Consider the following 21,825-nt stretch of genomic DNA (forward strand, 5'->3'; position numbering starts at 1 on the left):
GATTACCCGCAGTTGTACGACCTCCCCCTTGAACCGTGAGGTCGTGCTCGCTACCATCCGGCTCACGCTGGTACCGGTACCAATTCAGGTGCGATGAAGGGTCCAGCGCTGTTGTAGCCACGGAGACAAGCCCCCTCATGACCTCGCCCCAAGCCCTCAAAGAGACGATTTCCCACGGCCTGCTGTCGTTCCCGCTGACCGACTTCGACGCCCAGCTGAACTTCGCGCCCAAGCCCTACGCCGAGCGCCTGGAGTGGCTGATGCCTTACGGCGCCACCGCCCTGTTCGCCGCCGGCGGCACCGGCGAGTTCTTCTCGCTCGAGCCCAAGGAATACAGCGACGTCATCCGCGTCGCCGTCGAGACCTGCAAGGGCCGCATGCCCATCATCGCCGGCGCCGGCGGCCCCACCCGCGTCGCCATCCAGTACGCGCAGGAAGCCGAACGCCTCGGCGCCCAGGGCATCCTGCTGCTGCCGCACTACCTGACCGAAGCGTCGCAGGAAGGCCTCGTCGCCCACGTCCAGGCCGTGTGCCGCAGCGTCAAGTTCGGCGTCATCGTCTACAACCGCGGCGCCTGCCGCCTGACGCCCGAGTCGCTGCTCAAGCTCGCCGACACCTGCCCCAACCTGATCGGCTTCAAGGACGGCTTCGGCGACATCGAGTCCTTCGTCTCCATCCGCCAGACCCTCGGCGACCGCTTCAGCTACCTGGGCGGTCTGCCCACCGCCGAAGTCTTCGCCGGCGCCTATCGCGCCATGGGCTGCCCGGTGTATTCGTCCGCCGTCTTCAACTTCATCCCGAAGACCGCCATCGACTTCTACAACGCCCACGCCGCCGGCGACACCGCCACGACGGACCGCTTGATCAAGGAGTTCTTCCTGCCCTACATCGCCCTGCGCAACAAGGGCCACGGCTACGCGGTCTCCATCGTCAAGGCCGGCGCGACCCTGGTCGGCCACACCGCCGGTCCGGTGCGTCCGCCGCTGTCGGACCTCAAGCCCGCCGAAGTCGACGAGCTGGGCGCGCTGATCTCCAAGCTCGGCCCGCAGTAAGCCCCGCGGCGCGCACCGACGCCGTGTCGGCGCGCGCCCAGGATCCCGACGCGAGCGCAGTCCAAGAAAGAGCAGTCCGCATGTTCAAGAACCTCATCAACGGCGAGTGGGTCGACGGCCCCCGCGCCTCCCGCAACATCAATCCGAGCGACACGCGCGACGTGGTCGGCGAATACGCCCAGGCCGACGTGTCGCAGACCCGCGCCGCCATCGCCGCCGCGCGCAACGCCTTCGGCAAGTGGAGCCTGGCCACGCCGCAGCAGCGCTTCGACGTGCTGGACGCGGCCGGCGCCGAGATCCTCGCGCGCCGCGCCGAACTCGGCGACCTCCTCGCCCGCGAGGAAGGCAAGACGCTGCCCGAAGCGATCGGCGAAGTCGTGCGCGCCGGCAACATCTTCAAGTTCTTCGCCGGCGAGGCGCTGCGCGTCGGCGGCGAGGTCGTGCCCTCCGTGCGACCCGGCGTCGGCGTCGAGGTGACGCGCGAGCCCATCGGCGTCGTCGGCCTGATCACGCCGTGGAACTTCCCCATCGCGATCCCCGCGTGGAAGATCGCGCCCGCCCTCGCCTTCGGCAACAGCGTCGTGCTCAAGCCGGCCGACCTGGTGCCCGGCTCGGCCTGGTCCATCGCCGACATCCTCAAGCGCGCGGGTCTGCCCGACGGCGTCTTCAACCTCGTCATGGGCCGCGGCGCCGAGGTCGGCGCCGAGCTGCTGGAGAACACCGGCGTCGACGCCATCAGCTTCACCGGCAGCGTCGCCACCGGCCAGCGCGTCGCGGCGGCCTGCGTCGCGCGCGGCGCCAAGTTCCAGCTGGAGATGGGCGGCAAGAATCCGTTCGTCGTGCTGGACGACGCGGACCTCGACGTCGCCGTCGCGGCCGCGATCAACAGCGGTTTCTTCTCGACCGGCCAGCGTTGCACCGCGTCCTCGCGCCTGATCGTGACCGAAGGCATCCACGACCGCTTCGTCGCCGCGATGGTCGAGCGCATGAAGACGCTGAAGGTCGACGACGCCCGCAAGGCCGGCACCGACATCGGTCCCGTCGTCGACGAGCGCCAGCTCGCGCAGGACCTCGAGTACATCGCCATCGCCAAGGCGGAAGGCGCGACGCTCGCCGCCGGCGGCCAAGCGCAGGCCAGCAGCAGCGCGGGCGCGCCCGGCTTCTACCTGACGCCGGCGCTGTTCACCGAGACCGCCCCGTCCATGCGCATCAACCAGGAAGAGGTCTTCGGCCCCGTGGTCAGCGTGATCAAGGCGAAGAACTACGACGAGGCGCTGCACCTGGCCAACGACACGCCGTTCGGCCTGGCCACCGGCATCGCGACGACCTCGCTGAAGCATGCGACGCACTTCAAGCGTCACGCGCAGGCCGGCATGGTGATGGTCAACCTGCCGACGGCGGGCGTCGACTATCACGTGCCTTTCGGCGGTCGCAAGTCGTCGAGCTACGGCCCGCGCGAACAGGGCCGCTACGCCGCCGAGTTCTACACGACGGTGAAGACGGCTTACACGCAAGCCTGAGTACGCCCCTGATTCCAAGCCCGACCCCGGGCTTTTCCGACAGGCAAGCCGGCGCAGACCGGCCCTCGATACGATCCGGAGACAACATGCAGTTATCCCTCTCCTCCTCGGCCGCGACCGGCATCGGCCGCGCGCGCTTCGGCGTGCTGGCGATGATCTTCGCCGTGACCGTCCTGAACTACGCGGACCGCGCCACGGTCGGCGTCGCCGGCCCCGTCCTGTCCAAGGAACTGGGCATCGACGCGGTCCAGATGGGCTTCATCTTCTCGGCCTTCAGCTGGTCCTACGTGCTGGGTCAGCTGCCCGGCGGCTGGCTGCTCGACAAGTTCGGCGCCAAGCAGGTCTACGCGTGGAGCATCCTGCTCTGGTCGCTGTTCACCATGCTGCAGGGCAGCGTGCACCACATGGGCATGGACGCGATGCTGTTCGGCCTGCCGCTGGCGGTGTCGGCGCTGTTCCTGATGCGGCTGATGGTCGGCCTGGCCGAGTCGCCCTCCTTCCCCGCCAACGGCCGCATGGTCGCCGCCTGGTTCCCGGTGAAGGAACGCGGCACGGCGTCGGCGATCTTCAACTCCGCGCAGTACTTCGCCACCGTGCTGTTCGCGCCGATCATGGCGTGGATCGTGCACGCGATCGGCTGGTCCGAGGTCTTCTACTTCATGGGCGCGCTGGGCATCGTGATGAGCGTGGTGTGGATGCGCACGATGCACAACAGTCCCGCCGACCACCCGACCATCACGGCCGCGGAGCGCGAGCACATCGAGTCCGGCGGCGCGCTGCTGTCCGGCGGCGGCAAGGCCAAGACCGCGTCGGGACCCAAGCTCGGCTACCTGAAGCAACTGCTGGGCAACCGCATGCTGATGGGCGTCTACATCGCGCAGTACTGCGTGAACGTGCTGACCTATTTCTTCCTGACCTGGTTCCCGATCTACCTGGTGAAGGAGCGCGGCATGTCGCTGCTGAACGCCGGCATCGTCGCGGCGCTGCCCGCGATCTGCGGCTTCGCCGGCGGCGTGCTGGGCGGCGTGATCTCGGACTGGCTGCTGCGCCGCGGCCACTCGCTGACCTTCGCCCGCAAGCTGCCGATCGTGGTCGGCATGCTGCTGTCGACGTCGATGATCGCGTGCAACTACGTGGGCATCGAGGCCGTCGTCGTCGGCATCATGGCGCTGGCCTTCTTCGGCAAGGGCCTGGGCGCGCTGGGCTGGGCGGTGGTGTCGGACACTTCGCCCAAGGAGATCGCCGGCCTGTCGGGCGCGCTGTTCAACACCTTCGGCAATGTCGCCGGCATCGTGACGCCGATCGTGATCGGCTACATCGTGCAGACGACGAAGTCGTTCAACGGCGCGCTGGTGTTCGTCGGCGCGCATGCGCTGATCGCGGTGGCAAGCTATCTGCTCATCGTCGGCGAGATCAAGCGCGTCGAATTGAAGCCCGTCTGAACGTCCGGACGCGAGGGCGCCGAGCACCGCGCCCTCGCCCTTCCCCCAATTTCCCCAGGTTGCATCGACCCAGGACACCGCCATGATCACCTCCCCGCTGACCATCCAGATCCACGAGGCCGACAACGTCGCCATCGTGGCCAACGACGGCGGACTGCCCGAGGGCACGGTGCTGGCCTCCGGGCTGGTGCTGCGCAACCACGTGCCGCAGGGCCACAAGGTCGCGCTGGTCGACCTGCCGGCCGACGCGGCGGTGCTGCGCTACAACGTGCCGATCGGCTACGCGCTGCAGGACATCCCGGCCGGCAGCTGGGTGCACGAGCGTCTGCTGCGCATGCCGCCGGCGCGTGAACTCGAGGGCCTGCCGATGGCCACGGTGAAGGCGCCCGCGCAGGCGCCGCTCGAGGGCTACACCTTCCAGGGCTACCGCAACGCGGACGGCTCGGTGGGCACGCGCAACATCCTGGCGATCACGCAGACGGTGCAATGCGTGTCGGGGGTGGTCGAGTTCGCGGTGGACCGCATCAAGCGTGAGCTGCTGCCGAAGTACCCGAACGTCGACGACGTCGTCGGCCTGGAGCACACCTACGGCTGCGGCGTCGCGATCGACGCGCCGGACGCGGTGATCCCGATCCGCACGGTGCGCAACATCAGCCTCAACCCGAACTTCGGCGGCGAGGTGATGGTCGTCAGCCTCGGCTGCGAGAAGCTGCAGCCCGAGCGGTTGATGCCGCCGGGCGTGATCCCGATCGCGGATCAGCGCGGCGAGTCCGCGACTCCCGAGGCGCTCGACGTCGTCTGCCTGCAGGATGCGAAGCACGTCGGCTTCATGTCGATGATCGATTCGGTGATGACGCAGGCGACCGTCCATCTGGAGCGCCTCAACCAGCGTCGCCGCGAGACGGTGCCGGCGTCGGAGCTGGTGGTCGGCGTGCAGTGCGGCGGCAGCGATGCGTTCTCCGGCGTGACCGCGAATCCGACGGTGGGCTTCTGCGCCGACCTGCTGGTGCGCGCGGGCGCGACGGTGATGTTCAGCGAGAACACGGAGGTCCGCGACGGCATCGCGCAGCTGACCTCGCGCGCGAGCACGCCGGAGGTGGCCGAGGCGATGGTGCGCGAGATGGCCTGGTACGACGCGTATCTGGAGCGCGGCAGCGTCGACCGCAGCGCCAACACGACGCCGGGCAACAAGAAGGGCGGGCTGTCCAACATCGTCGAGAAGGCGATGGGCTCGATCGTGAAGAGCGGCAGCTCGGCGATCTCGGGCGTGCTGTCGCCGGGCAACAAGCTGACGCGCGAGCAGCGGGGGCTGATCTACGCGGCCACGCCGGCCAGCGACTTCATCTGCGGCACGCTGCAGCTGGCCGCGGGCATGAACCTGCACGTCTTCACGACGGGCCGCGGCACGCCCTACGGCCTGGCGGAATGCCCGGTGATCAAGGTCGCGACGCGCAGCGACCTGGCGCGCCGGTGGCACGACCTGATGGACATCAACGCCGGCCAGATCGCCGATGGCGAGAAGTCCATCCAGGAAATGGGCTGGGAGATGTTCCGGCTGATGCTCGATGTGGCCTCAGGCCGCAAGACCTGGGCGGAACATCACAAGCTGCACAACGCGCTGGTGCTGTTCAATCCGGCGCCGGTGACTTGAGGTGGGTTCTCCCTCTCTTGCTTGCGGGAGAGGCTCGGGGCGAGGGTCGACTCAGGGCACCGTCGTTACCTGCCTGAACGACACCGCCAGGATCTCCGCCAACTGGTCCAGCAGCTGTCCCGTGTCATCGTCCGGCAGCGGCTCATGCGCCGCGGCCTCCGCGCGGCTCAACGCGAGCAGCGCATGGAACGGCGTGCAGCCCAGCGCGCCGATCGGTTGATGCTCACCCAGGGAGCGATCCTGGTACGGCGTGAACGGCCGCACCGTCAGATCCACCATCGTGCCCAGCATCCGCTGCACGTTGCCGCGGTGATCGCGCTGCACCACCCGGCCACGCGACAGCACGCTGCGGTAGCCGGAGCCGTTGCTGCGCAGGCGGAAGCGCTGCTCGTAGGTGTCGGTGAAGCCGTCGAAGTGCGCCCGCAAGGACAGCATCATCGGCTCGAGGTCCTCGGGATGGACGCGACAGCGCCAGAACGCCGTGCTGTCGGGCTGGTCCGGATGCGGAAAGCCCAGGTGCTCCTTCCAGCGCGGCGAGTAATGCACCAGTTCCAGCGGCGGGTTCAAGTCCCAGACGCCGAAGGCGCCCTGCTCGACCGCCGTCCGCCAGTTCCTGACTTCGTCATGACGGATCCCCATGACGAGGCATCTTGCGCGCCGACCGGAGGCCGGTCAACGCACGTTCCCCCTCAAGGCGGGTAACGCTGCCGGCGCGCCACACCGCCCAGGCCAGCCTTGACAGCCCATCGGTCTATCCGAGCGCCGTCACCAGTTCGGCCGCCGCCGTCAGCAAGGTCGCGTCAGAACGCATCGGCGGCGACGGATCCACCGGCACCCACAGGGGCTGCCTGCGCCAGCCCAGGCGGCGCAGACGGAAGCCCGCCCGCACCAGCGCCGCGACCACGCGCGGCAACTCGCCGCGCAGCGCCGTCAGCACGTGGTCGTGCTCGGCCAGGACCGTCAGCGCCAGCGCCGCGCGCGTGCCCTGGAGCTGCAGGCCGACCGCCTCTCCGCGCCAGCGCAGCAGGAGACTCAGCGCGGGCTCCTCGCCGGGCGCGGATGCGGCTGGCGCATGCAGCGCGTCGTCATGGCGGGCCGACGATCCGGTGCCGGCGGGCCGCGCTGGCGGGTCGCCAGGGTCCCGGCCCTCTCGCCGGATCCAATAGGGAATCGGCAGCAGCCACAGCGGCTCACCGCCTGGTCCCACGGGCACCTGGCCGTGCGCCAGCGCCAGGGTCCAGGCCGACACCAACCCGGCCGGCGTGCGCGCCGGCGGGGTCTCGACGATCGCGGTCAAGAGCTGCCGCCGCCATTGCGCCAGGTCCACCCGCAAGGCGGACAGCTGCCCCCAGGCGCTGGGGATTGCACCATCGCCACGCCCCCCGGCAGGCCCGGCGTGGGGGGAACCTGCACCCACGTTGGCGGGATCCCGCCGGCGCTCGATCACTTCGAGCTCCATCCGCGGCACCACCGCCCGCACGCGCAGCAGCACCCGGTCGCCCGGCAGCAGGTCGTCCAGCGGCGGCTCGATCAGCGTCATGATCTCGCCGCTGTCGAGCGACTCCAGCCGCCATCCAGATCCGCCACCGTTGCGGTCGCCGCCGCCGGACAGACGTAGCACCGCGCCGGGCGTCAGTCCGCCGACATCGCGCAGCGACGCCTGCAGCCGCCCGACGGCGCCGATGCCGCTCACGCCGCCGACCGCGCCGGCATTCGATGTCGATCCCGCCATGTGCCCCCGCCTCGTGCGGCCGTTCCGGCTGCCGTTGAAAAAGGAAAGGGCCGGACGTTGCCGTCCAGCCCTCGCGTCGATGTCGTCGGGCGCGCCGCGCGGCGCGCCCCGCGGTCATCAGCCCAGCAGCGACATGACCAGGCCGGACATGCTGTTGCTCTGCTTGAGCATGGCCGTGCCCGACTGCATCAGCATCTGCTTGGTCGTCATCGTCGACGACTCGGCCGCGTAGTCCGTGTCCATGATCCGGCCCTTGGCGGCGGCCGTGTTGGTGCTCATGTTCTGCAGGTTGTTGTAGACGTGGTCCAGGCGGTTGGCCGCGGCACCGAAGGAGGCGCGCAGTTCACCGACCTTGTCGATCGCGCCGCCGATGGTGGTCAGCAGCGTGTTCGTCGTGGCCGACAGTTCCGTGCCGGCAGCCGGCGTGGCGTTGTACTGGGTCGAGACGGTGCCCAGCGCGGTCGTCAGCGCGGTCAGCTGCGTGCTGACGTCCACCGACATCGATTCGCCGGCCGAGGCGCCGATCTGGAAGCTCATCGCGGCCGACATCTTGCCCAGCGTGCCGTCGATGGTCGTGCCGTCCGAGAACAGCTGCGTGCCGCCGAAGGACGTGTTCTTGATGATGTTGGTCAGCTCGGTGCCGAGCGCGTCGTACTCGCCCTGCATTGCAGTCTTGTCGGTCGCGGTCGAGGAGGCCGAGAAGGCTTCCGTGGCCAGGTCCTTCATGCGCAGCAGGATGTTGCTGACTTCGTTCAGCGCGCCTTCACCGGTCTGCAGCATCGAGATGCCGTTCTGCGTGTTGCGCTGGGCCACGGCCATGCCGCGGGTCTGGGCATCCAGACGCGTGGCGATCTGCAGGCCGGCGGCATCGTCCATCGCGGAGTTGACGCGGAAGCCGGTCCCCAGACGGGTCATCGACGTGGCCAGGCTCTTCTGCGTCGAGCTCAGTGAGTTCTGGGTCGACAGGGCCGAGGCATTGGTGTGCAGGCTCAACATGGTGTTCGCTCCTTGAGAGTGTGGGCAAGCGCGGGGGCGCTTCGTTGATCGAAGGGCTTGAGCTGCCCTCCCACTCACAGGACGACCGGGGGGTGAGGGGACTTAAATGGGTTGTGGAAAAAACTTCGGGGGGGCTCGGGGTGGGGACCTGGTCGAGCTCCGGGAAAACTTCGGGAGGCCTGGCGCGGGCACTCCACGGTGCAGGGGGCGCCCCTCCAGGGACCCCCAGCACCATTCCGGCCCCACAAGCGCACGTTGACCTCGGGCCTTGGGAATGCGGTCAGCGGGCGTCGTACATGTAGCGGCGCGTCAACGGCACGGGGGCCGGGCCACCATCACGCTTGCTCGCCAGGATCTGGTACAGGCCCAGCTCGCCGGTCTCGAACTCCAGCGCCGAGGCCGCCATGTAGAGACGCCAGATCCGGTAGTGCGCTTCGTCCACGTACTGGAGCGCCTGGTCGTGGCCCTCCTCCAGCTTCGCGACCCAGGCACGCAGCGTCTTCGCGTAGTGCATGCGCAGCGCCTCGACGTCGTGGAGTTCGAACTGCTCCTGCTCCATCACCCGCATCACGTTGCTCGCCCGGTCCAGCTCGCCATCGGGGAACACATAGCGGTTGATGAACTTCGACGACAAGGCCTGCCCCCACCCCTCCTCCTCATGGGTGATGCCATGGTTGAGGAAGAGGCCCGCCGGCCTGAGCAGCCGGTTCACACTCGCGAAATAGGTCGGCAGGTTCTTCAGCCCGACATGCTCGAACATGCCGACGCTGGAGATCTTGTCGAACTGTCCCGTCATGTCGCGGTAATCGCACAGGCGGACCTCCACCTGCCCCTGCAGCCCGGCCGCGGCGATGCGCTCCTGGGCCAGCGCCAGCTGGCGTTCCGACAGCGTGATGCCCGTGGCCTTCACGCCGTAATGTCGCGCCGCATGCATCACCAGCGCGCCCCAGCCGCAACCGATGTCCAGCAGTTCCTCGCCGGGCTGCAGCCGCAGCTTGCGGCAGATGTGATCCAGCTTGGACCACTGGGCCTGGGCCAGCGCCGTGTCGTCGGTCTCGTAGTAGGCGCAGGAATAGACCATCGCCGGATCCAGCCACAACGCATAGAAGTCGTTGGACAGGTCGTAATGGAAGGCGATCGCCGCCTTGTTCTCGGCGCGCGTGTGGCGGCGCACACCGCCCGAACGCAGCTCGGCGTCGGTCGCGGGCGGCGGCGGGGCCAGCAGCCGCACGGCCAGGCGCAGGCGGTCGCTCCAGGAGAGCGTCAGGTCCGGCAGGTGGTCCTTGAGCTGGAGCGCGGCGAAGAAATCGCCTTCGACGTCGATCTGGCTGGTGAAGTAGGCCTCGGCGAACCGCAAGGGGTCGCGGCCGAGCAGCAGGCGCCGCAGCGCGGTGGGGTCGTTCAGCACCAGCGTGAACTCGGCCGGCTGCTGCGCCTGCCGGCCCAGCCGCGTCGACCAGTGCCCGAGCCGCAGCCCCATGCTGCCGGGGTAGGCGGAAAACAGACGCTGCAGCAGCGTCAGCCCCGCCGGCGGCAGCGGCGGCGCGCCGGCGACCTCCGGGATCACCTCGGCCGCGCGGGGGGCGGCGCTGGCGGTGGGCGACAACAGTTCCTGATCCATGGATTCCTCGTCCGGAAAGCTACGAAAGAATGTTGGTCGGAAGCGCCCCGGGGTCAGTTCTTGTCGGCCAGGGTGCCGGCGGCCTGGAAGTCCCCGGCGATGTTAGCCAATGCCTCACCCCCCGCCCGGACTGGGGACATTGATGCAAGCCGCATGCCCGCTCCCTCCGGCGGGGCCCCCGCGAGGGGTCGTTGCGCCCTCGCACAAGCTCGCCCGAAGGAGTCATCACAAGCCCGCCGCCCGAGGCCACAATCAGCCCCGATATCCCATCCCCATCCGACCGAAGAGAAACCGTCCCGCCTCCTCGACGGCCAGGAGCGCGCCAGGACCCCCAAGCCAAGGAGTCAGCCATGCCCCATGCATTCGCCAACACCGTCGCCAGCTTCAAGACCGCGTCCGGCAAGAGCGGCAAGTACTACTCGCTGCCCAAGCTGGCCGAGCGCTTCCCCAACGTGAACCAGCTGCCGGTCTCGATCCGGCTGGTGCTCGAATCGGTGCTGCGCAACTGCGACGGCAAGCGCGTGACCGCGGAGCATGTCGAGCAGCTCGCCAACTGGCAGCCCAACGCGCCCCGCAACGAGGAGATCCCCTTCGTCGTCGCCCGCGTGGTGCTGCAGGACTTCACCGGCGTGCCGCTGCTGGCCGACCTGGCCGCGATGCGCAACGTCGCCAAGGCCCAGGGCAAGGATCCCAAGACGATCGAGCCGCTGGTGCCGGTCGACCTGGTCGTCGACCACTCGATCATGATCGACCACTTCGGCAGCCCGAAGGCGCTGGACCTGAACATGAAGCTGGAGTTCGAGCGCAACCGCGAGCGCTACGAGTTCATGAAGTGGGGCATGCAGGCCTTCGACACCTTCGGCGTCGTGCCGCCCGGCTTCGGCATCGTCCACCAGGTCAACCTCGAATACCTGGCCCGCGGCGTGCACAAGACCGGCAGCGGCGCGGACACCGTCTACTACCCCGACACGCTGGTCGGCACCGACAGCCACACGACGATGATCAACGGCGTCGGCGTGGTGGGCTGGGGCGTCGGCGGCATCGAGGCCGAGGCCGGCATGCTCGGCCAGCCGGTCTACTTCCTGACGCCGGACGTCGTCGGCTTCGAGCTGTCGGGCCGCCTGCGCGAGGGCGTCACCGCCACCGACCTGGTGCTCACCGTGACCGAGATCCTGCGCAAGGCCAAGGTCGTGGGCAAGTTCGTCGAGTTCTTCGGCGAGGGCACCGCCTCGCTGACCGTCCCGGACCGCGCCACCATCGGGAACATGGCGCCCGAGTACGGCGCGACGATGGGCTTCTTCCCCGTCGACGAGCGCACCATCGACTACTTCAAGGGCACCGGCCGCACGGCCGACGAGATCGAGGCCTTCGAGAGCTACTTCCGCGCGCAGGGCCTGTTCGGCGTCCCCAAGGCGGGCGACATCCGCTTCAGCCAGGTGGTCTCGCTGGACCTGGGCACCGTGGTGCCGTCGCTGGCCGGCCCGAAGCGCCCGCAGGACCGCATCGTCATCACCGACCTGGCCAAGACCTTCGCCTCGCTGTTCACCAAGCCGGTCGCGGAGAACGGGTTCAACCAACCCGTCGACAAGCTGCCGAAGTCCTTCCCGCTCGGCGGCACGCAGAAGGGGCTGGACATCTTCAACGGCGACGTGCTGATCGCCGCGATCACGTCCTGCACCAACACGTCCAACCCGAGCGTGATGCTCGCCGCCGGCCTGCTGGCCAAGAAGGCGGTCGAGGCGGGCCTGAAGGTCCAGCCGCACATCAAGACGTCGTTGGCGCCGGGCTCGCGCATCGTCACCGAATACCTGCAGAACGCCGGCCTGCTGCCCTACCTGGAGAAGCTGGGCTTCTCCGTGGCCGCCTACGGCTGCACGACCTGCATCGGCAACGCCGGCGACCTGACGCCCGAGATCAACGAGGCGATCACCGGCAACGACCTCGTCTGCGCCGCGGTGCTGTCGGGCAACCGCAACTTCGAGGCCCGCATCCACCCCAACATCAAGGCCAACTTCCTGGCCAGCCCGCCGCTGGTGGTCGCGTATGCCATCGCCGGCAACGTGACGCGCGACCTGATGACCGAGCCGGTCGGTCTGGGCACGGGCGGCAAGCCGGTCTATCTGGGCGACATCTGGCCGACCAGCGACGAGATCCATGCGCTGCTCAAGCTGGCGCTCAACCCCGACGCCTTCCGGTCCAACTACGGCAAGGTCAAGTCGGAGCCCGGCAAGCTGTGGGAGAAGATCAAGGGCAGCACCGGCCAGGTCTACGGCTGGCCCAAGAGCACCTACATCGCTCAGCCGCCCTTCTTCGGCAAGTTCACGCAGATCCCCGAGGCACAGGAAGTCGGCGTCAAGGGCGCGCGGATCATGGCGCTGTTCGGCGACTCCATCACCACCGACCACATCTCCCCGGCCGGCTCGATCAAGGAGGTCTCGCCCGCCGGCGCCTACCTCAAGGCGCAGGGCGTGCTCAAGGCCGACTTCAACAGCTACGGCTCGCGCCGCGGCAACCATGAAGTCATGATGCGCGGCACCTTCGCCAACGTCCGGATCAAGAACCTGATGATCCCGGCCAAGCTCGACGGCGCGCGCGAGGAAGGCGGCCTGACGCTGTTCCAGCCGGGCGGCGAGAAGATGTTCATCTACGACGCCGCGATGCGCTACATCGCCGCCGGCACGCCGACGGTGATCTTCGCCGGCGAGGAATACGGCACCGGCTCCAGCCGCGACTGGGCGGCCAAGGGCACGCAGCTGCTGGGCATCGGCGCGGTCGTGGCCAAGAGCTTCGAGCGCATCCACCGCTCCAACCTGGTCGGCATGGGCGTGCTGCCGCTGCAGTTCCGCCCGGGCGACTCCTGGGAATCGCTGGGCCTGAAGGGCGACGAGGTCATCGACATCCAGCTCGGCGACGAGATCAAGCCGCAGTCCGAGGCGACGCTGGTGATCCGTGCGGCCGACGGCGTCGCGCCGGAGCGCCGCGTCCCGCTGATCCTGCGCATCGACACGCCGATCGAGGTCGAGTACTACCGCCACGGCGGCATCCTGCCCTACGTGCTGCGCCAACTGCTGGCCGCGTGATCGGGCGACCGCGGAACCCATCGATCCGCCACTGAAAAGAACGGCGGGGCCGCTGTCGACCATGTCGAAAGCGGTGCCCGCCGAACGTCATGAGGGTGAGACGCGCCATTCGTTCAATGGTTCGTCCACCCTCTTTCATTTTCAGGACTGCATCAGGAGACCGACATGCGATTCATGGTCATCGTCAAGGCGGACGAGCACAGCGAAGCGGGCGAGATGCCCAGCACCGAACTGCTTGCCGCGATGGGCGCGTACAACGAGGAGCTGGTGAAGGCCGGCGTGATGCTCGCCGGCGAAGGGCTGCATCCGACAAGCAAGGGCGCGCGGGTGCGTTTCTCCGGGAAGGCACGCCAGGTCATCGACGGTCCCTTCGCAGAAACGAAGGAGCTGATCGCCGGCTACTGGATCTGGCAATGCGCCTCGTTGCAGGAGGCCATCGGGTGGGTCAAGAAGTGCCCCAACCCGCAGATGACCGAGTCCGACATCGAGATCCGCCAGATCTTCGAAGCCGAGGATTTCGGCGACGCCTTCACGCCTGAACTGCGCGAGCAGGAAGAGCGCCTGCGCACGCAGATCGAGAAGCAGTAAAGCGCAAGCCCCCCCGCTCGCCACGGCCCCAAAAACGGGGCCGTCAGCAACTGCAGGTGGGGCCGGAATGCTGCTGGGGGTTCCCGGAGGGACGCCCCCTGCTGCGTGGAGAGCCCGCGCTTGGCGTAGCGCAGTTGGGCGGTCTCCCGCCCCCCGCACTCCCTCAACGCATCACTTCGTCGTCGGCGGCGTCGTGGTGGTTGCGGGCTTCTTCGCCGCCGGCTTGGCGGCCGGCTTCGGTGCCGCCTTCGCGGGCGTGGCGGCCTGGTCGATTTCCTTGGACGCCGCGGTCGAACCGCCCTGCACGCCCAGGCGGCCGCCGGTCCCCAGCCCGCCCTTGACCTGCTGCGCCTTGTAGTTGCGCAGCGCCTTGACCATCTGGTTGTACGAGTCCGCGAACGCGGTCACGATGACCTTGCCCTGCGGCGTCTTGCCGTAGGCGCCGCCGGCGATCGCCGCATTGCCGAAGAAGCTCGCGCCGCCGAAGCCGAAGTCGAAGTTCTTGGCCGTGCCTTCCGCGGCGGAGATCTGCACGCCGGAGCGGTTGTCCACCAGCAGCAGCGTCGTGGACGCCTCGTTGGTGCTGACGTTGGCCGCCACCGCGGTGAGCAGGCCGATCGCGCCGGTCCCGATGCCGCCGCCACCGCCGCCGGTCTTGCCGGAGAACTGGATCTCGGGGCTCATCGTGTAGTCGGCGGCGACCATCTGGCCCTGGCCGAAGTTGCTGCCCGAGCGGACCTCGCCGGATTGCATCAGCGCGCGCTCACGTTCCATGTTGGCGAAGGCGCGGCCGCGTTCCACGATCACGAAGCAGTTGGACTGCTGGACCATCAGGCGCAGCACCGGCGTGGTCGAACCCAGCTGGCGGTCGCGCAGCTGCGACCACCACGGGGCGTTGGTGTCTTCGAAGATGGCCAGCGTGCCCAGCGTCTCGTCGCAATGCTCGAGCTTGCTGTTCTGGTTCTCGGCGGTCGCGCCGCCGGCGGCGCCGGAGACGGTGCCCTTGTTCTCGCCCATCGTCGGCGCGGTGGCCAGGCAACCGGCCAGCAGCAGCGGGGACAGCATCAGGGCGGACTTCAGCACGAGGCTGGACGAGGAGACGAGAGGGGAAGTGGCAAGCATGGAATCCTCCAGGTTTTCTAACGACGTCCGGGACGACGTCTCACAACGAGCAACAAGAACGAGCGACAACAAGCAACAGCGAGCGACTGCTGGCGACGACAAGGACGCGGGCAACGGACGCAATGCCCCGCCCGGACCCGACCGGACGGAGCCGGGAACTCAGGGATCAATCGAGGGGCGTGGCCGGCGCGACGCCGTAATAGCCGCCGACCGGCTGGCCGTGCGGATTGCCGATCCAGATGCTGGTACCGAACACGTCGCTGCACCCGCCCCAGGCGATCTCGAACGCGCGCGCCTCTTCATTGCGGGTCTGGGTGTAGACCGACACGGTGCTGTCCGAGGGGCCGATCGTGTAGCAGACCCGCGCCCACACCGGACGCGGCGAGGACGAGACCACCGAGGCCGCGCCTTCGGCGTTGCCGTCGGAGGCCTTGGCCATCCATTTCGTGCCGCGGGACGGGCCCGGGTTGTAGCTGAACACGTAAGGCACCTGGGCAAGCGCCGCGATCGAGGCGGCAAGCAATCCGGCAACCATCAGGCCTCTGGCCAACATTCGTTTCCCCTAACGCGTGTGTACCGAAATCCAACGATTTCAAAGGAATGTCGCGGATTGTTAGGCGCCTCCCGGCGAAAAAGCGAGGCCCCCATCGTGGTGGTACGGGCGCCTCCCACGTTGATGGGATGGCGGATTGCGCAATCCGCCACGCCTGCGTTCCACACGTCGCACGGCCTGCTGTCGACGCACACCGCACGGCAAGGCCTGCCCCCGGCAAAGCGAGCAACGGCGCGGCTTGGCGGGGAGCGTCGCGAGGGCCGATGGACACGGGGAAAAGTCGGCGGTGCCCCTCCCGGGGGCCGCGGTCCGCGCGCGGCCGGAGGGGCCGCGGGGACTTCCGTTCAGTCGACGCGCGGGCGCTCCGCGCCGCGCGCATGACTTAGGTCATCTGGTGTTGTAGGGATGGCGAATGCGGGGACATCGACTATGCGTCGACCTCGCGATGGCGAGCCCGCCGACCGTGCCGCCGACCGCGCGGGCTATGCGTCGAGGTCCAGGCCCCGCTCCTGCGCGAACAGCTTCAGCGCCGGCATCAGCGCGCCGATCTTCTCGGCGACGGCGTCCCGGACGGTATCCACCATCACCTGCGTCTGGCGCTCGATCTCGATGTGCAGCGGCGCGCCCTCGCCCTTGTCGGCGAAGGTGGTCATGCGCAGCGTCTCGGGGATGAGCCAGACCTCGAACCAGCCCGAGCCGTCGGCGTTGCGGCCGGCCTCGGCCACCGTCAGGCTGGCGCCGTTCACCGCGATGTAGCCCTTGGCGAAGATGTAGCGCATCCACGGCGCCGGCACGGCGATGCGGATCACGTGGTTGTTGGCGGGGCGGCGGATCGACTCGACCTTCGCCATGAAATCGACGTGGCCCGACAGCGGGTGGCCGCCGATCTCGGCGCCCTCCTTGGCGGCGCGCTCGACGTTGAGCCGGCCGCCGACGCCCAGTTGCCCCAGCGCCGTGAGGTTCAGGCTCTGGAGCATCACGTCGAAGTCGGCCTCGTGATCGCCCTTCAGGGCGGTGACGGTCAGGCAGACCCCGTCGCAGGCGACGGACGCGCCGATCTCCAGGTCCTGGCAGAAGCCCTCGGGGAAGTCGAGCGTGAAGCTGCGCAGGCCTTCCCTGTCGGTGATGGCGGCGACCTGCGCGATGCCTTGGACGATACCGGTGAACATGGCGGGCCTCCGATCAGCGTTTCGCCGTTTTCGCCGTCTTCGCCGCTTCAGCAGCGTGCGACGCGAACAGCTCGGGCGAGAAGCCCAGGCTCAGCCGGCCGTCGTTCCATTCGACGACCGGGCGCTTGATCACGCTCGGCTGCTCGACCATCAGCGCGGCGGCGCTGGTCGCATCCGTCACGCCGGCCTTGGCGCCGTCATCCAGCTTGCGCCAGGTGGTCCCGGCGCGGTTCAGCACCTTGTCCCAGCCGAGCTCGGCCATCCACTGCGGCAGCTTCGCCGCGGGCACGCCCTGCTTCTTGTAGTCGTGGAACTGGTACGCGAGGCCCTGCTCGTCGAGCCAGGCGCGGGCGCGCTTGACGGTGTCGCAGTTGGGGATGCCGTAGAGGGTGATCATGGGAACGAGGGGGGCGCCGACGGGCGTGGAACGAAGGCGGCACGCTACCATGAAGCGGATGATCCCCTGGCTCGACGATGACTCTCTGGACTTCCCGCCGACCCGCCGCGCGCTGGGGCCGCGCAGCGACGCTCCGGGGCTGCTCGCGGCCGGCGGCGACCTGAGGCCCGCCCGCCTGCGCGCGGCCTACGCCCGGGGGATCTTCCCCTGGTATGGGGAAGGCCAGCCCATCCTGTGGTGGACCACCGATCCGCGCATGGTCCTGCGGACGGAGGATTTCAAGCTCTCGCGCTCGCTGCGCAAGACGGTGGCGAAGTTCATCCGCACGCCGGGCTGCGAGATCCGCGTCGACCACGCCGCCGAGACCGTGCTCAAGGCCTGCGCCAGCACCTCGCGCGACGGCCAGGACGGCACCTGGATCGTGCCGGAGATGCAGCAGGCCTACCTGCAGCTGGCGCGCGAAGGCACGGTGCATTCGGTCGAGACCTGGATGGACGGCGAACTGGTCGGCGGCCTGTATGGCGTCAACCTTGGCCGGATGTTCTTCGGCGAATCGATGTTCATGCGCAGGACCGACGCGTCCAAGATCGCTCTCGCGGCGCTGATCTGCCTGTGCCGCGAATTCGACATCCCCTGGATCGACTGCCAGCAGCAGACGGCGCATCTCGCCTCGCTGGGCGCGGCGCCGGTCACCCGCGAGGCGTTCGAGGCGCACCTCGCCGCGCACGCCGGCCTGCCTGCGCCCGGGGATTGGTCCTATCATCCGCGCCTGTGGGCCCACCTGGGCCTGAGCGACTCTTTGAGCGACTCCCAGAACGACCCGCCCTGAGCCACCAAGCCCCCGAGCCCCAGAGCCCCAGAGCCCGTGACGCACCCCAAGGAACTCCCGCTGGCCGAGCTGCAGTTCTACGCGACTGCGCCCTACCCCTGCAGCTACCTCAGCGACCGCCAGGCGCGCTCGCAGGTCGCCACGCCGAGCCATCTGATCCACGCCGACGCGTATTCGAGCCTGGTCGCCGCCGGCTTCCGGCGCAGCGGCATGTTCACTTACCGTCCCTACTGCGACGGCTGCAAGGCCTGCGTGCCGATGCGCATCCCGGTGGCGGACTTCCAGCCCAACCGCAGCCAGCGCCGCGCCTGGACGCAGCACCAGGCGCTGCAGGCCCGCGTCATGCGGCTGGGCTACAGCGACGAGCACTACCAGCTCTACCTGCGCTACCAGGCCGGCCGCCACAGCGGCGGCGGCATGGACCACGACAGCGTCGACCAGTACACGCAGTTCCTGCTGCAGAGCCGGGTGAACTCGCGGCTGGTGGAATTCCGCGAGCCCGATGGCGCGCTGAAGATGGTCTCCATCCTCGACATCCTGGGTGACGGGCTGTCGGCGGTCTACACCTTCTACGAGCCCGAGCCCAACGTCAGCTACGGCACCTACAACGTGCTGTGGCAGCTGCGTCAGACCCGCGACCTGAGCCTGCCCCACCTCTACCTGGGCTACTGGATCGCGCAGAGCGACAAGATGGCCTACAAGGCCCGCTTCCTGCCGCACGAGTTGCTGCGCGACGAGTTGTGGTCGCGCGTCGAGCGCTGAGTTCCGACGCTGTCGCGCCTCCCGGGCGCGTCCCCCTTTGCCTCCCTGGCAGCCGGTCGGGAGACCGCGCGTGGCAAGAATTGGTCCCACACTGGTTTTTCCTGTCGACCTCTCCGGTCGTACCGGTTTTCCCTTTGATTTGCCTAAATTGACGTCCATACACGTTCTTGACGACACCATTACGACACGTTACGCAGGTCTTGAGGGTTAACCTGAATGATGCAGACGTTAGTGGTATCTACATTGCATACCACTATGAGATCAGCAGCGGTATTGGTCTCCTAGACGCCGCGGTTGCAAACCGCACGCCGTCCGCCGGGATCAGCCCGCGGACCGCACGTCGACAAGCCAGGGAGTGACTGCCATGTCTGCACGCGCCTTTCTTCGTACCGCCGACCGCGCCGCCGGACCCGTTCCGGCCGCGGCGCCGCTGATCCGCCCCGCCGCCCCCGAGTGGCCGGCCTGACAGCCGCCTGAGGCCGGTCCCCGGCGGCCGGGCCCGAGCGGCCGCCGCCTTCGCCGGTTGAACCGACCGGCGCTTTTTCTTCCGAGCCCTGACCGTTTCCGCCGCGCTGCGTCCGCAGTCGCCCGGCGCGGCGGCGCTCATCCCTGCAGTTCGCGAAGACGACCACAAGACGTCCGCAAGACGTCCATAACGACCACCCGTCAGGAGCCCCCCCGATGAGACAACGTCCCTGCGCCCGTCCCCACCCGATGCTGCCGTGGCTGATGCCGATGGTGCTGGCCGTCGCCAGCACCTCGGCGATGGCCTACGACTGCACCGGCGTCGCCGATTGGAATGCCGCCACCGCGTACAGCGGCAATGCGATCGTCAAGCAGACCAGCACCGCCTACCAGGCCAAGTGGTGGACGCAGAACAACCCGCCGGCGACGAACTCCGGGCAATGGGATGTGTGGAAGGTGCTGGGCGCCTGCGAGGGCGGCGGCGGCGGCACGAACAAGCCGCCGACGGTGGCGTTGAGCGCGCCGACCGCGGGCACCTCGCCGACCGCCGGTGACACCGTGACGCTGGCCGCGACGGCCGGGGACAGCGACGGCACCGTCGCCAAGGTCGGCTTCTACGTCAACGGCGCGCTGGTCGCCGAGGACACCACCGCGCCGTTCAGCGTGAGCTGGACCGCGCGTGCCGGCGTGGCCGACATCACCGCCCGCGCCACCGACGACAAGGGCGCGACCACCGACACCGCCGCGCTGCGCATCACCGTGCAGGGCCAGGTCACCGGCGACGAGCGCTGCCGCCCCGAGGGCCTCGCCACCACCGCCGGCACGGCGCCCGCCTACTGCAAGGTCTACGACGACCAGGGCCGCGAGAAGATGGGCGCGGACAAGCCGCGCCGCATCATCGGCTACTTCACCAGCTGGCGCACCGGCAAGACCGGTCAGCCCGCGTTCCTGGCGCACCAGATCCCGTGGGGTCAGGTCACGCACATCAACTACGCGTTCGCGCATGTGGACGCGGCCAACAAGCTTTCCGTCGGCAACACCGCCGACGCGACCAACCCCGCCACCGGCCTCACCTGGCCCGGCATCGCGGGCGCGGAGATGGACCCGGCCTATGCGTACAAGGGCCACTTCAACCTGCTCAACAAGTTCAAGAAGCAGTACCCCAACGTCAAGACGCTGATCTCGGTCGGCGGCTGGGCCGAGACGGGCGGCTTCTACACGATGACGACGAACGCGGACGGCTCGACCAACACGGCCGGCATCAACGCGTTCGCGGATTCGGCGGTGGCCTTCCTGCGGCAGTACGGGTTCGACGGCGTCGACATCGACTACGAGTACCCGACCAGCATGAACAACGCCGGCAACCCGGTGGACTTCGCCATCAGCAACGCGCGGCGCGGCGCGCTGATGAAGAACTACGTCGTGCTGATGCGCACGCTGCGCGCGAAGCTCGACGCGGCCAGCCAGTCCGATCAGCGCCATTACCTGCTCACGATCGCGGCGCCTTCCTCCGCCTACCTGCTGCGCGGAATGGAGGCCTTCCAGGTCACGCAGTACCTGGACTACGTGAACATCATGAGCTACGACCTGCACGGGGCGTGGAATCAATTCGTCGGTCCCAACGCGGCGCTGTATGACGACGGCAAGGACGGCGAGCTCACCGCGTGGAGCTACTACACCGCCACGCAGTACGCGCGCATCGGCTACCTCAACACCGACTGGGCGTACCACTACTTCCGCGGCGCGATGCCGGCGGGCCGCATCAACATCGGCGTGCCGTACTACACCCGCGGCTGGCAGGGCGTGACCGGCGGCACCAACGGCCTGTGGGGCCAGGCGGCCCTGCCCGACCAGAGCAAGTGCCCCGCCGGCACCGGCGGCGGCACCGTGCAGAAGTGCGGCAACGGCGCCGTCGGCATCGACAACCTCTGGCACGACCTCGACGTCTCCAGCAAGGAAGTGCCCGCCGGCTCCAACCCGATGTGGCATGCGATGAACCTCGCGTCGGGCCGCCCGGGCAGCTACCTCGCCGCCTACGGCCTGAACCCGGCCACGAACCCGGCCGACCAGCTGACCGGCACCTACGTCCGCAACTACGACGCGACGCTGGTGGCGCCGTGGCTGTGGAACGCGCAGAAGAAGGTCTTCATCAGCACCGAGGACAAGCAGTCGCTCGGCGTGAAGGCGCAGTACGTGGCCGATCGCGGCATCGGCGGCGTGATGTTCTGGGAGTTCGCCGGCGATTACGCCTTCGACACGGCGCGCAACGAGTACTTCATCGGCAACACGCTGACGAGCGCGCTCTACAACAAGCTGAAGACGGCACCGGCCTACGGCAACCGCCTCAGCTCGGCGGCGCTGCCGGCGGAGACGCTGGACATCGCGTACGCGCTCGGCGGCTTCGCACTCGGCGACAGCAACTACCCGATCACGCCCAAGCTCACGCTGACCAACAACAGCACGACGACGCTGCCCGGCGGCACGGAGTTCCAGTTCGACGTCCCCACCGCGATCCCGTCGACGGTGACGGACCAGAGCGGATTCGGCCTCACGGTGATCAGCAACGGCTCGAACCCCGCGGGCAACAACATCGGCGGGCTGAAGAACGACTTCCACCGCGCCAGCTTCAAGCTGCCGTCGTGGCAAAGCCTGACCCCCGGCGCCAGCGTGACGCTGACGATCAATTACTTCCTGCCGTCGACGATGCCCAGCAACTGGACCGTCACCGTGAACGGCCGCAGCTATGCGCTGGCGCAGGAAGCGCGCCGCGGCGCGGTGCCTGCCGCAGCACCGGCGGCGGCGAAGACCTCCGCCAAGACTTCGGCCACGCGATGAGCGACATCGGC

17 protein-coding genes are annotated in these 21,825 nt (G+C 68.6%); 9 read left to right on the forward strand and 8 right to left on the reverse strand.

Annotated features, from left to right (window positions below; all coding sequences use genetic code 11):
• Positions 1-137: 137 nt before the first annotated feature.
• From kdgD to garD, 4 genes are all read left to right on the forward strand, one after another.
• On the forward strand, positions 138-1,052 hold the full coding sequence (kdgD, locus tag AC1VNM_RS12520; protein ID WP_377153173.1) for a 5-dehydro-4-deoxyglucarate dehydratase: 915 nt from the start codon (positions 138-140) through the stop codon (positions 1,050-1,052).
• A gap of 80 nt (positions 1,053-1,132) precedes the next feature.
• Complete coding sequence (locus tag AC1VNM_RS12525; protein WP_483107125.1) at positions 1,133-2,572, forward strand: aldehyde dehydrogenase family protein; 1,440 nt, start codon at positions 1,133-1,135, stop codon at positions 2,570-2,572.
• Between the two features lie 86 nt (positions 2,573-2,658).
• Positions 2,659-4,014 (forward strand): MFS transporter, encoded by a 1,356-nt coding sequence (locus AC1VNM_RS12530; protein ID WP_483107126.1) that lies wholly within the window; start codon positions 2,659-2,661, stop codon positions 4,012-4,014.
• Positions 4,015-4,096: 82 nt separating this feature from the next.
• Entirely contained in the window at positions 4,097-5,665 is a 1,569-nt protein-coding gene (gene garD, locus AC1VNM_RS12535) for a galactarate dehydratase (RefSeq protein WP_377153166.1), read from the forward strand.
• Positions 5,666-5,716: 51 nt separating this feature from the next.
• Here the strand turns inward: garD and AC1VNM_RS12540 are convergent, their stop codons facing one another.
• From AC1VNM_RS12540 to AC1VNM_RS12555, 4 genes are all read right to left on the reverse strand, one after another.
• On the reverse strand, positions 5,717-6,304 hold the full coding sequence (locus AC1VNM_RS12540; protein ID WP_377153164.1) for a PAS domain-containing protein: 588 nt from the start codon (positions 6,302-6,304) through the stop codon (positions 5,717-5,719).
• Between the two features lie 112 nt (positions 6,305-6,416).
• Complete coding sequence (locus AC1VNM_RS12545; RefSeq protein WP_483107127.1) at positions 6,417-7,397, reverse strand: hypothetical protein; 981 nt, start codon at positions 7,395-7,397, stop codon at positions 6,417-6,419.
• Between the two features lie 117 nt (positions 7,398-7,514).
• The gene (locus AC1VNM_RS12550; RefSeq protein ID WP_483107128.1) at positions 7,515-8,393 is read right to left on the reverse strand and encodes a flagellin N-terminal helical domain-containing protein; all 879 of its coding nucleotides are present in this window, start codon (positions 8,391-8,393) and stop codon (positions 7,515-7,517) included.
• Positions 8,394-8,673: 280 nt separating this feature from the next.
• Positions 8,674-10,014, reverse strand: a complete 1,341-nt coding sequence (locus AC1VNM_RS12555; RefSeq protein WP_377153156.1) for a class I SAM-dependent methyltransferase — start codon at positions 10,012-10,014, stop codon at positions 8,674-8,676.
• A 350-nt stretch (positions 10,015-10,364) separates the two neighbouring features.
• On the opposite strand from AC1VNM_RS12555, the gene acnA reads away from it, so the two are divergent.
• Both acnA and AC1VNM_RS12565 read left to right on the forward strand, forming a co-directional pair.
• On the forward strand, positions 10,365-13,094 hold the full coding sequence (acnA, locus tag AC1VNM_RS12560; RefSeq protein WP_377153154.1) for an aconitate hydratase AcnA: 2,730 nt from the start codon (positions 10,365-10,367) through the stop codon (positions 13,092-13,094).
• Positions 13,095-13,259: 165 nt separating this feature from the next.
• Positions 13,260-13,682, forward strand: coding sequence for a YciI family protein (locus AC1VNM_RS12565; protein ID WP_483107129.1), 423 nt, complete (start codon positions 13,260-13,262; stop codon positions 13,680-13,682).
• Between the two features lie 171 nt (positions 13,683-13,853).
• Here AC1VNM_RS12565 and AC1VNM_RS12570 read toward each other — a convergent pair whose 3' ends face one another.
• The 4 genes from AC1VNM_RS12570 to AC1VNM_RS12585 form a co-directional block, all read right to left on the reverse strand.
• On the reverse strand, positions 13,854-14,804 hold the full coding sequence (locus tag AC1VNM_RS12570) for a CsgG/HfaB family protein (RefSeq protein ID WP_483107130.1): 951 nt from the start codon (positions 14,802-14,804) through the stop codon (positions 13,854-13,856).
• A 166-nt stretch (positions 14,805-14,970) separates the two neighbouring features.
• The gene (locus AC1VNM_RS12575; protein WP_483107131.1) at positions 14,971-15,339 is read right to left on the reverse strand and encodes a hypothetical protein; all 369 of its coding nucleotides are present in this window, start codon (positions 15,337-15,339) and stop codon (positions 14,971-14,973) included.
• A gap of 500 nt (positions 15,340-15,839) precedes the next feature.
• Positions 15,840-16,526: a riboflavin synthase subunit alpha gene (locus AC1VNM_RS12580; RefSeq protein WP_377153146.1), complete on the reverse strand. Its 687-nt coding sequence runs from the start codon at positions 16,524-16,526 to the stop codon at positions 15,840-15,842.
• A 13-nt stretch (positions 16,527-16,539) separates the two neighbouring features.
• Positions 16,540-16,923 (reverse strand): ArsC family reductase, encoded by a 384-nt coding sequence (locus AC1VNM_RS12585; RefSeq protein WP_483107132.1) that lies wholly within the window; start codon positions 16,921-16,923, stop codon positions 16,540-16,542.
• Between the two features lie 58 nt (positions 16,924-16,981).
• Here AC1VNM_RS12585 and aat point away from each other — a divergent pair, with 58 nt between their 5' ends.
• From aat to AC1VNM_RS12600, 3 genes are all read left to right on the forward strand, one after another.
• Positions 16,982-17,752, forward strand: coding sequence for a leucyl/phenylalanyl-tRNA--protein transferase (gene aat, locus AC1VNM_RS12590; protein ID WP_483109272.1), 771 nt, complete (start codon positions 16,982-16,984; stop codon positions 17,750-17,752).
• A gap of 36 nt (positions 17,753-17,788) precedes the next feature.
• Positions 17,789-18,514 carry an arginyltransferase gene (locus tag AC1VNM_RS12595; RefSeq protein WP_483107133.1) on the forward strand — a complete coding sequence of 242 codons (726 nt, stop codon included), beginning with the start codon at positions 17,789-17,791 and terminating at the stop codon, positions 18,512-18,514.
• Positions 18,515-19,195: 681 nt separating this feature from the next.
• The gene (locus AC1VNM_RS12600; RefSeq protein ID WP_483107134.1) at positions 19,196-21,814 is read left to right on the forward strand and encodes a chitinase C-terminal domain-containing protein; all 2,619 of its coding nucleotides are present in this window, start codon (positions 19,196-19,198) and stop codon (positions 21,812-21,814) included.
• Positions 21,815-21,825 lie beyond the last annotated feature (11 nt).

It is taken from the genome of Mitsuaria sp. MSU3D, assembly GCF_056867975.1.

Bases quoted from the DNA above. Each gene is read 5' to 3' on its own strand.
- garD (WP_377153166.1), top strand. From the start codon at position 4,097: ATGATCACCTCCCCGCTGACCATCCAGATCCACGAGGCCGACAACGTC.
- AC1VNM_RS12575 (WP_483107131.1), bottom strand. From the start codon at position 15,339: ATGGTTGCCGGATTGCTTGCCGCCTCGATCGCGGCGCTTGCCCAGGTG.
- AC1VNM_RS12555 (WP_377153156.1), bottom strand. From the start codon at position 10,014: ATGGATCAGGAACTGTTGTCGCCCACCGCCAGCGCCGCCCCCCGCGCG.
- AC1VNM_RS12540 (WP_377153164.1), bottom strand. From the start codon at position 6,304: ATGGGGATCCGTCATGACGAAGTCAGGAACTGGCGGACGGCGGTCGAG.
- AC1VNM_RS12550 (WP_483107128.1), bottom strand. From the start codon at position 8,393: ATGTTGAGCCTGCACACCAATGCCTCGGCCCTGTCGACCCAGAACTCA.
- AC1VNM_RS12530 (WP_483107126.1), top strand. From the start codon at position 2,659: ATGCAGTTATCCCTCTCCTCCTCGGCCGCGACCGGCATCGGCCGCGCG.
- AC1VNM_RS12570 (WP_483107130.1), bottom strand. From the start codon at position 14,804: ATGCTTGCCACTTCCCCTCTCGTCTCCTCGTCCAGCCTCGTGCTGAAG.
- kdgD (WP_377153173.1), top strand. From the start codon at position 138: ATGACCTCGCCCCAAGCCCTCAAAGAGACGATTTCCCACGGCCTGCTG.
- AC1VNM_RS12580 (WP_377153146.1), bottom strand. From the start codon at position 16,526: ATGTTCACCGGTATCGTCCAAGGCATCGCGCAGGTCGCCGCCATCACC.
- AC1VNM_RS12545 (WP_483107127.1), bottom strand. From the start codon at position 7,397: ATGGCGGGATCGACATCGAATGCCGGCGCGGTCGGCGGCGTGAGCGGC.
- aat (WP_483109272.1), top strand. From the start codon at position 16,982: ATGATCCCCTGGCTCGACGATGACTCTCTGGACTTCCCGCCGACCCGC.
- acnA (WP_377153154.1), top strand. From the start codon at position 10,365: ATGCCCCATGCATTCGCCAACACCGTCGCCAGCTTCAAGACCGCGTCC.
- AC1VNM_RS12525 (WP_483107125.1), top strand. From the start codon at position 1,133: ATGTTCAAGAACCTCATCAACGGCGAGTGGGTCGACGGCCCCCGCGCC.
- AC1VNM_RS12585 (WP_483107132.1), bottom strand. From the start codon at position 16,923: ATGATCACCCTCTACGGCATCCCCAACTGCGACACCGTCAAGCGCGCC.
- AC1VNM_RS12565 (WP_483107129.1), top strand. From the start codon at position 13,260: ATGCGATTCATGGTCATCGTCAAGGCGGACGAGCACAGCGAAGCGGGC.
- AC1VNM_RS12600 (WP_483107134.1), top strand. From the start codon at position 19,196: ATGAGACAACGTCCCTGCGCCCGTCCCCACCCGATGCTGCCGTGGCTG.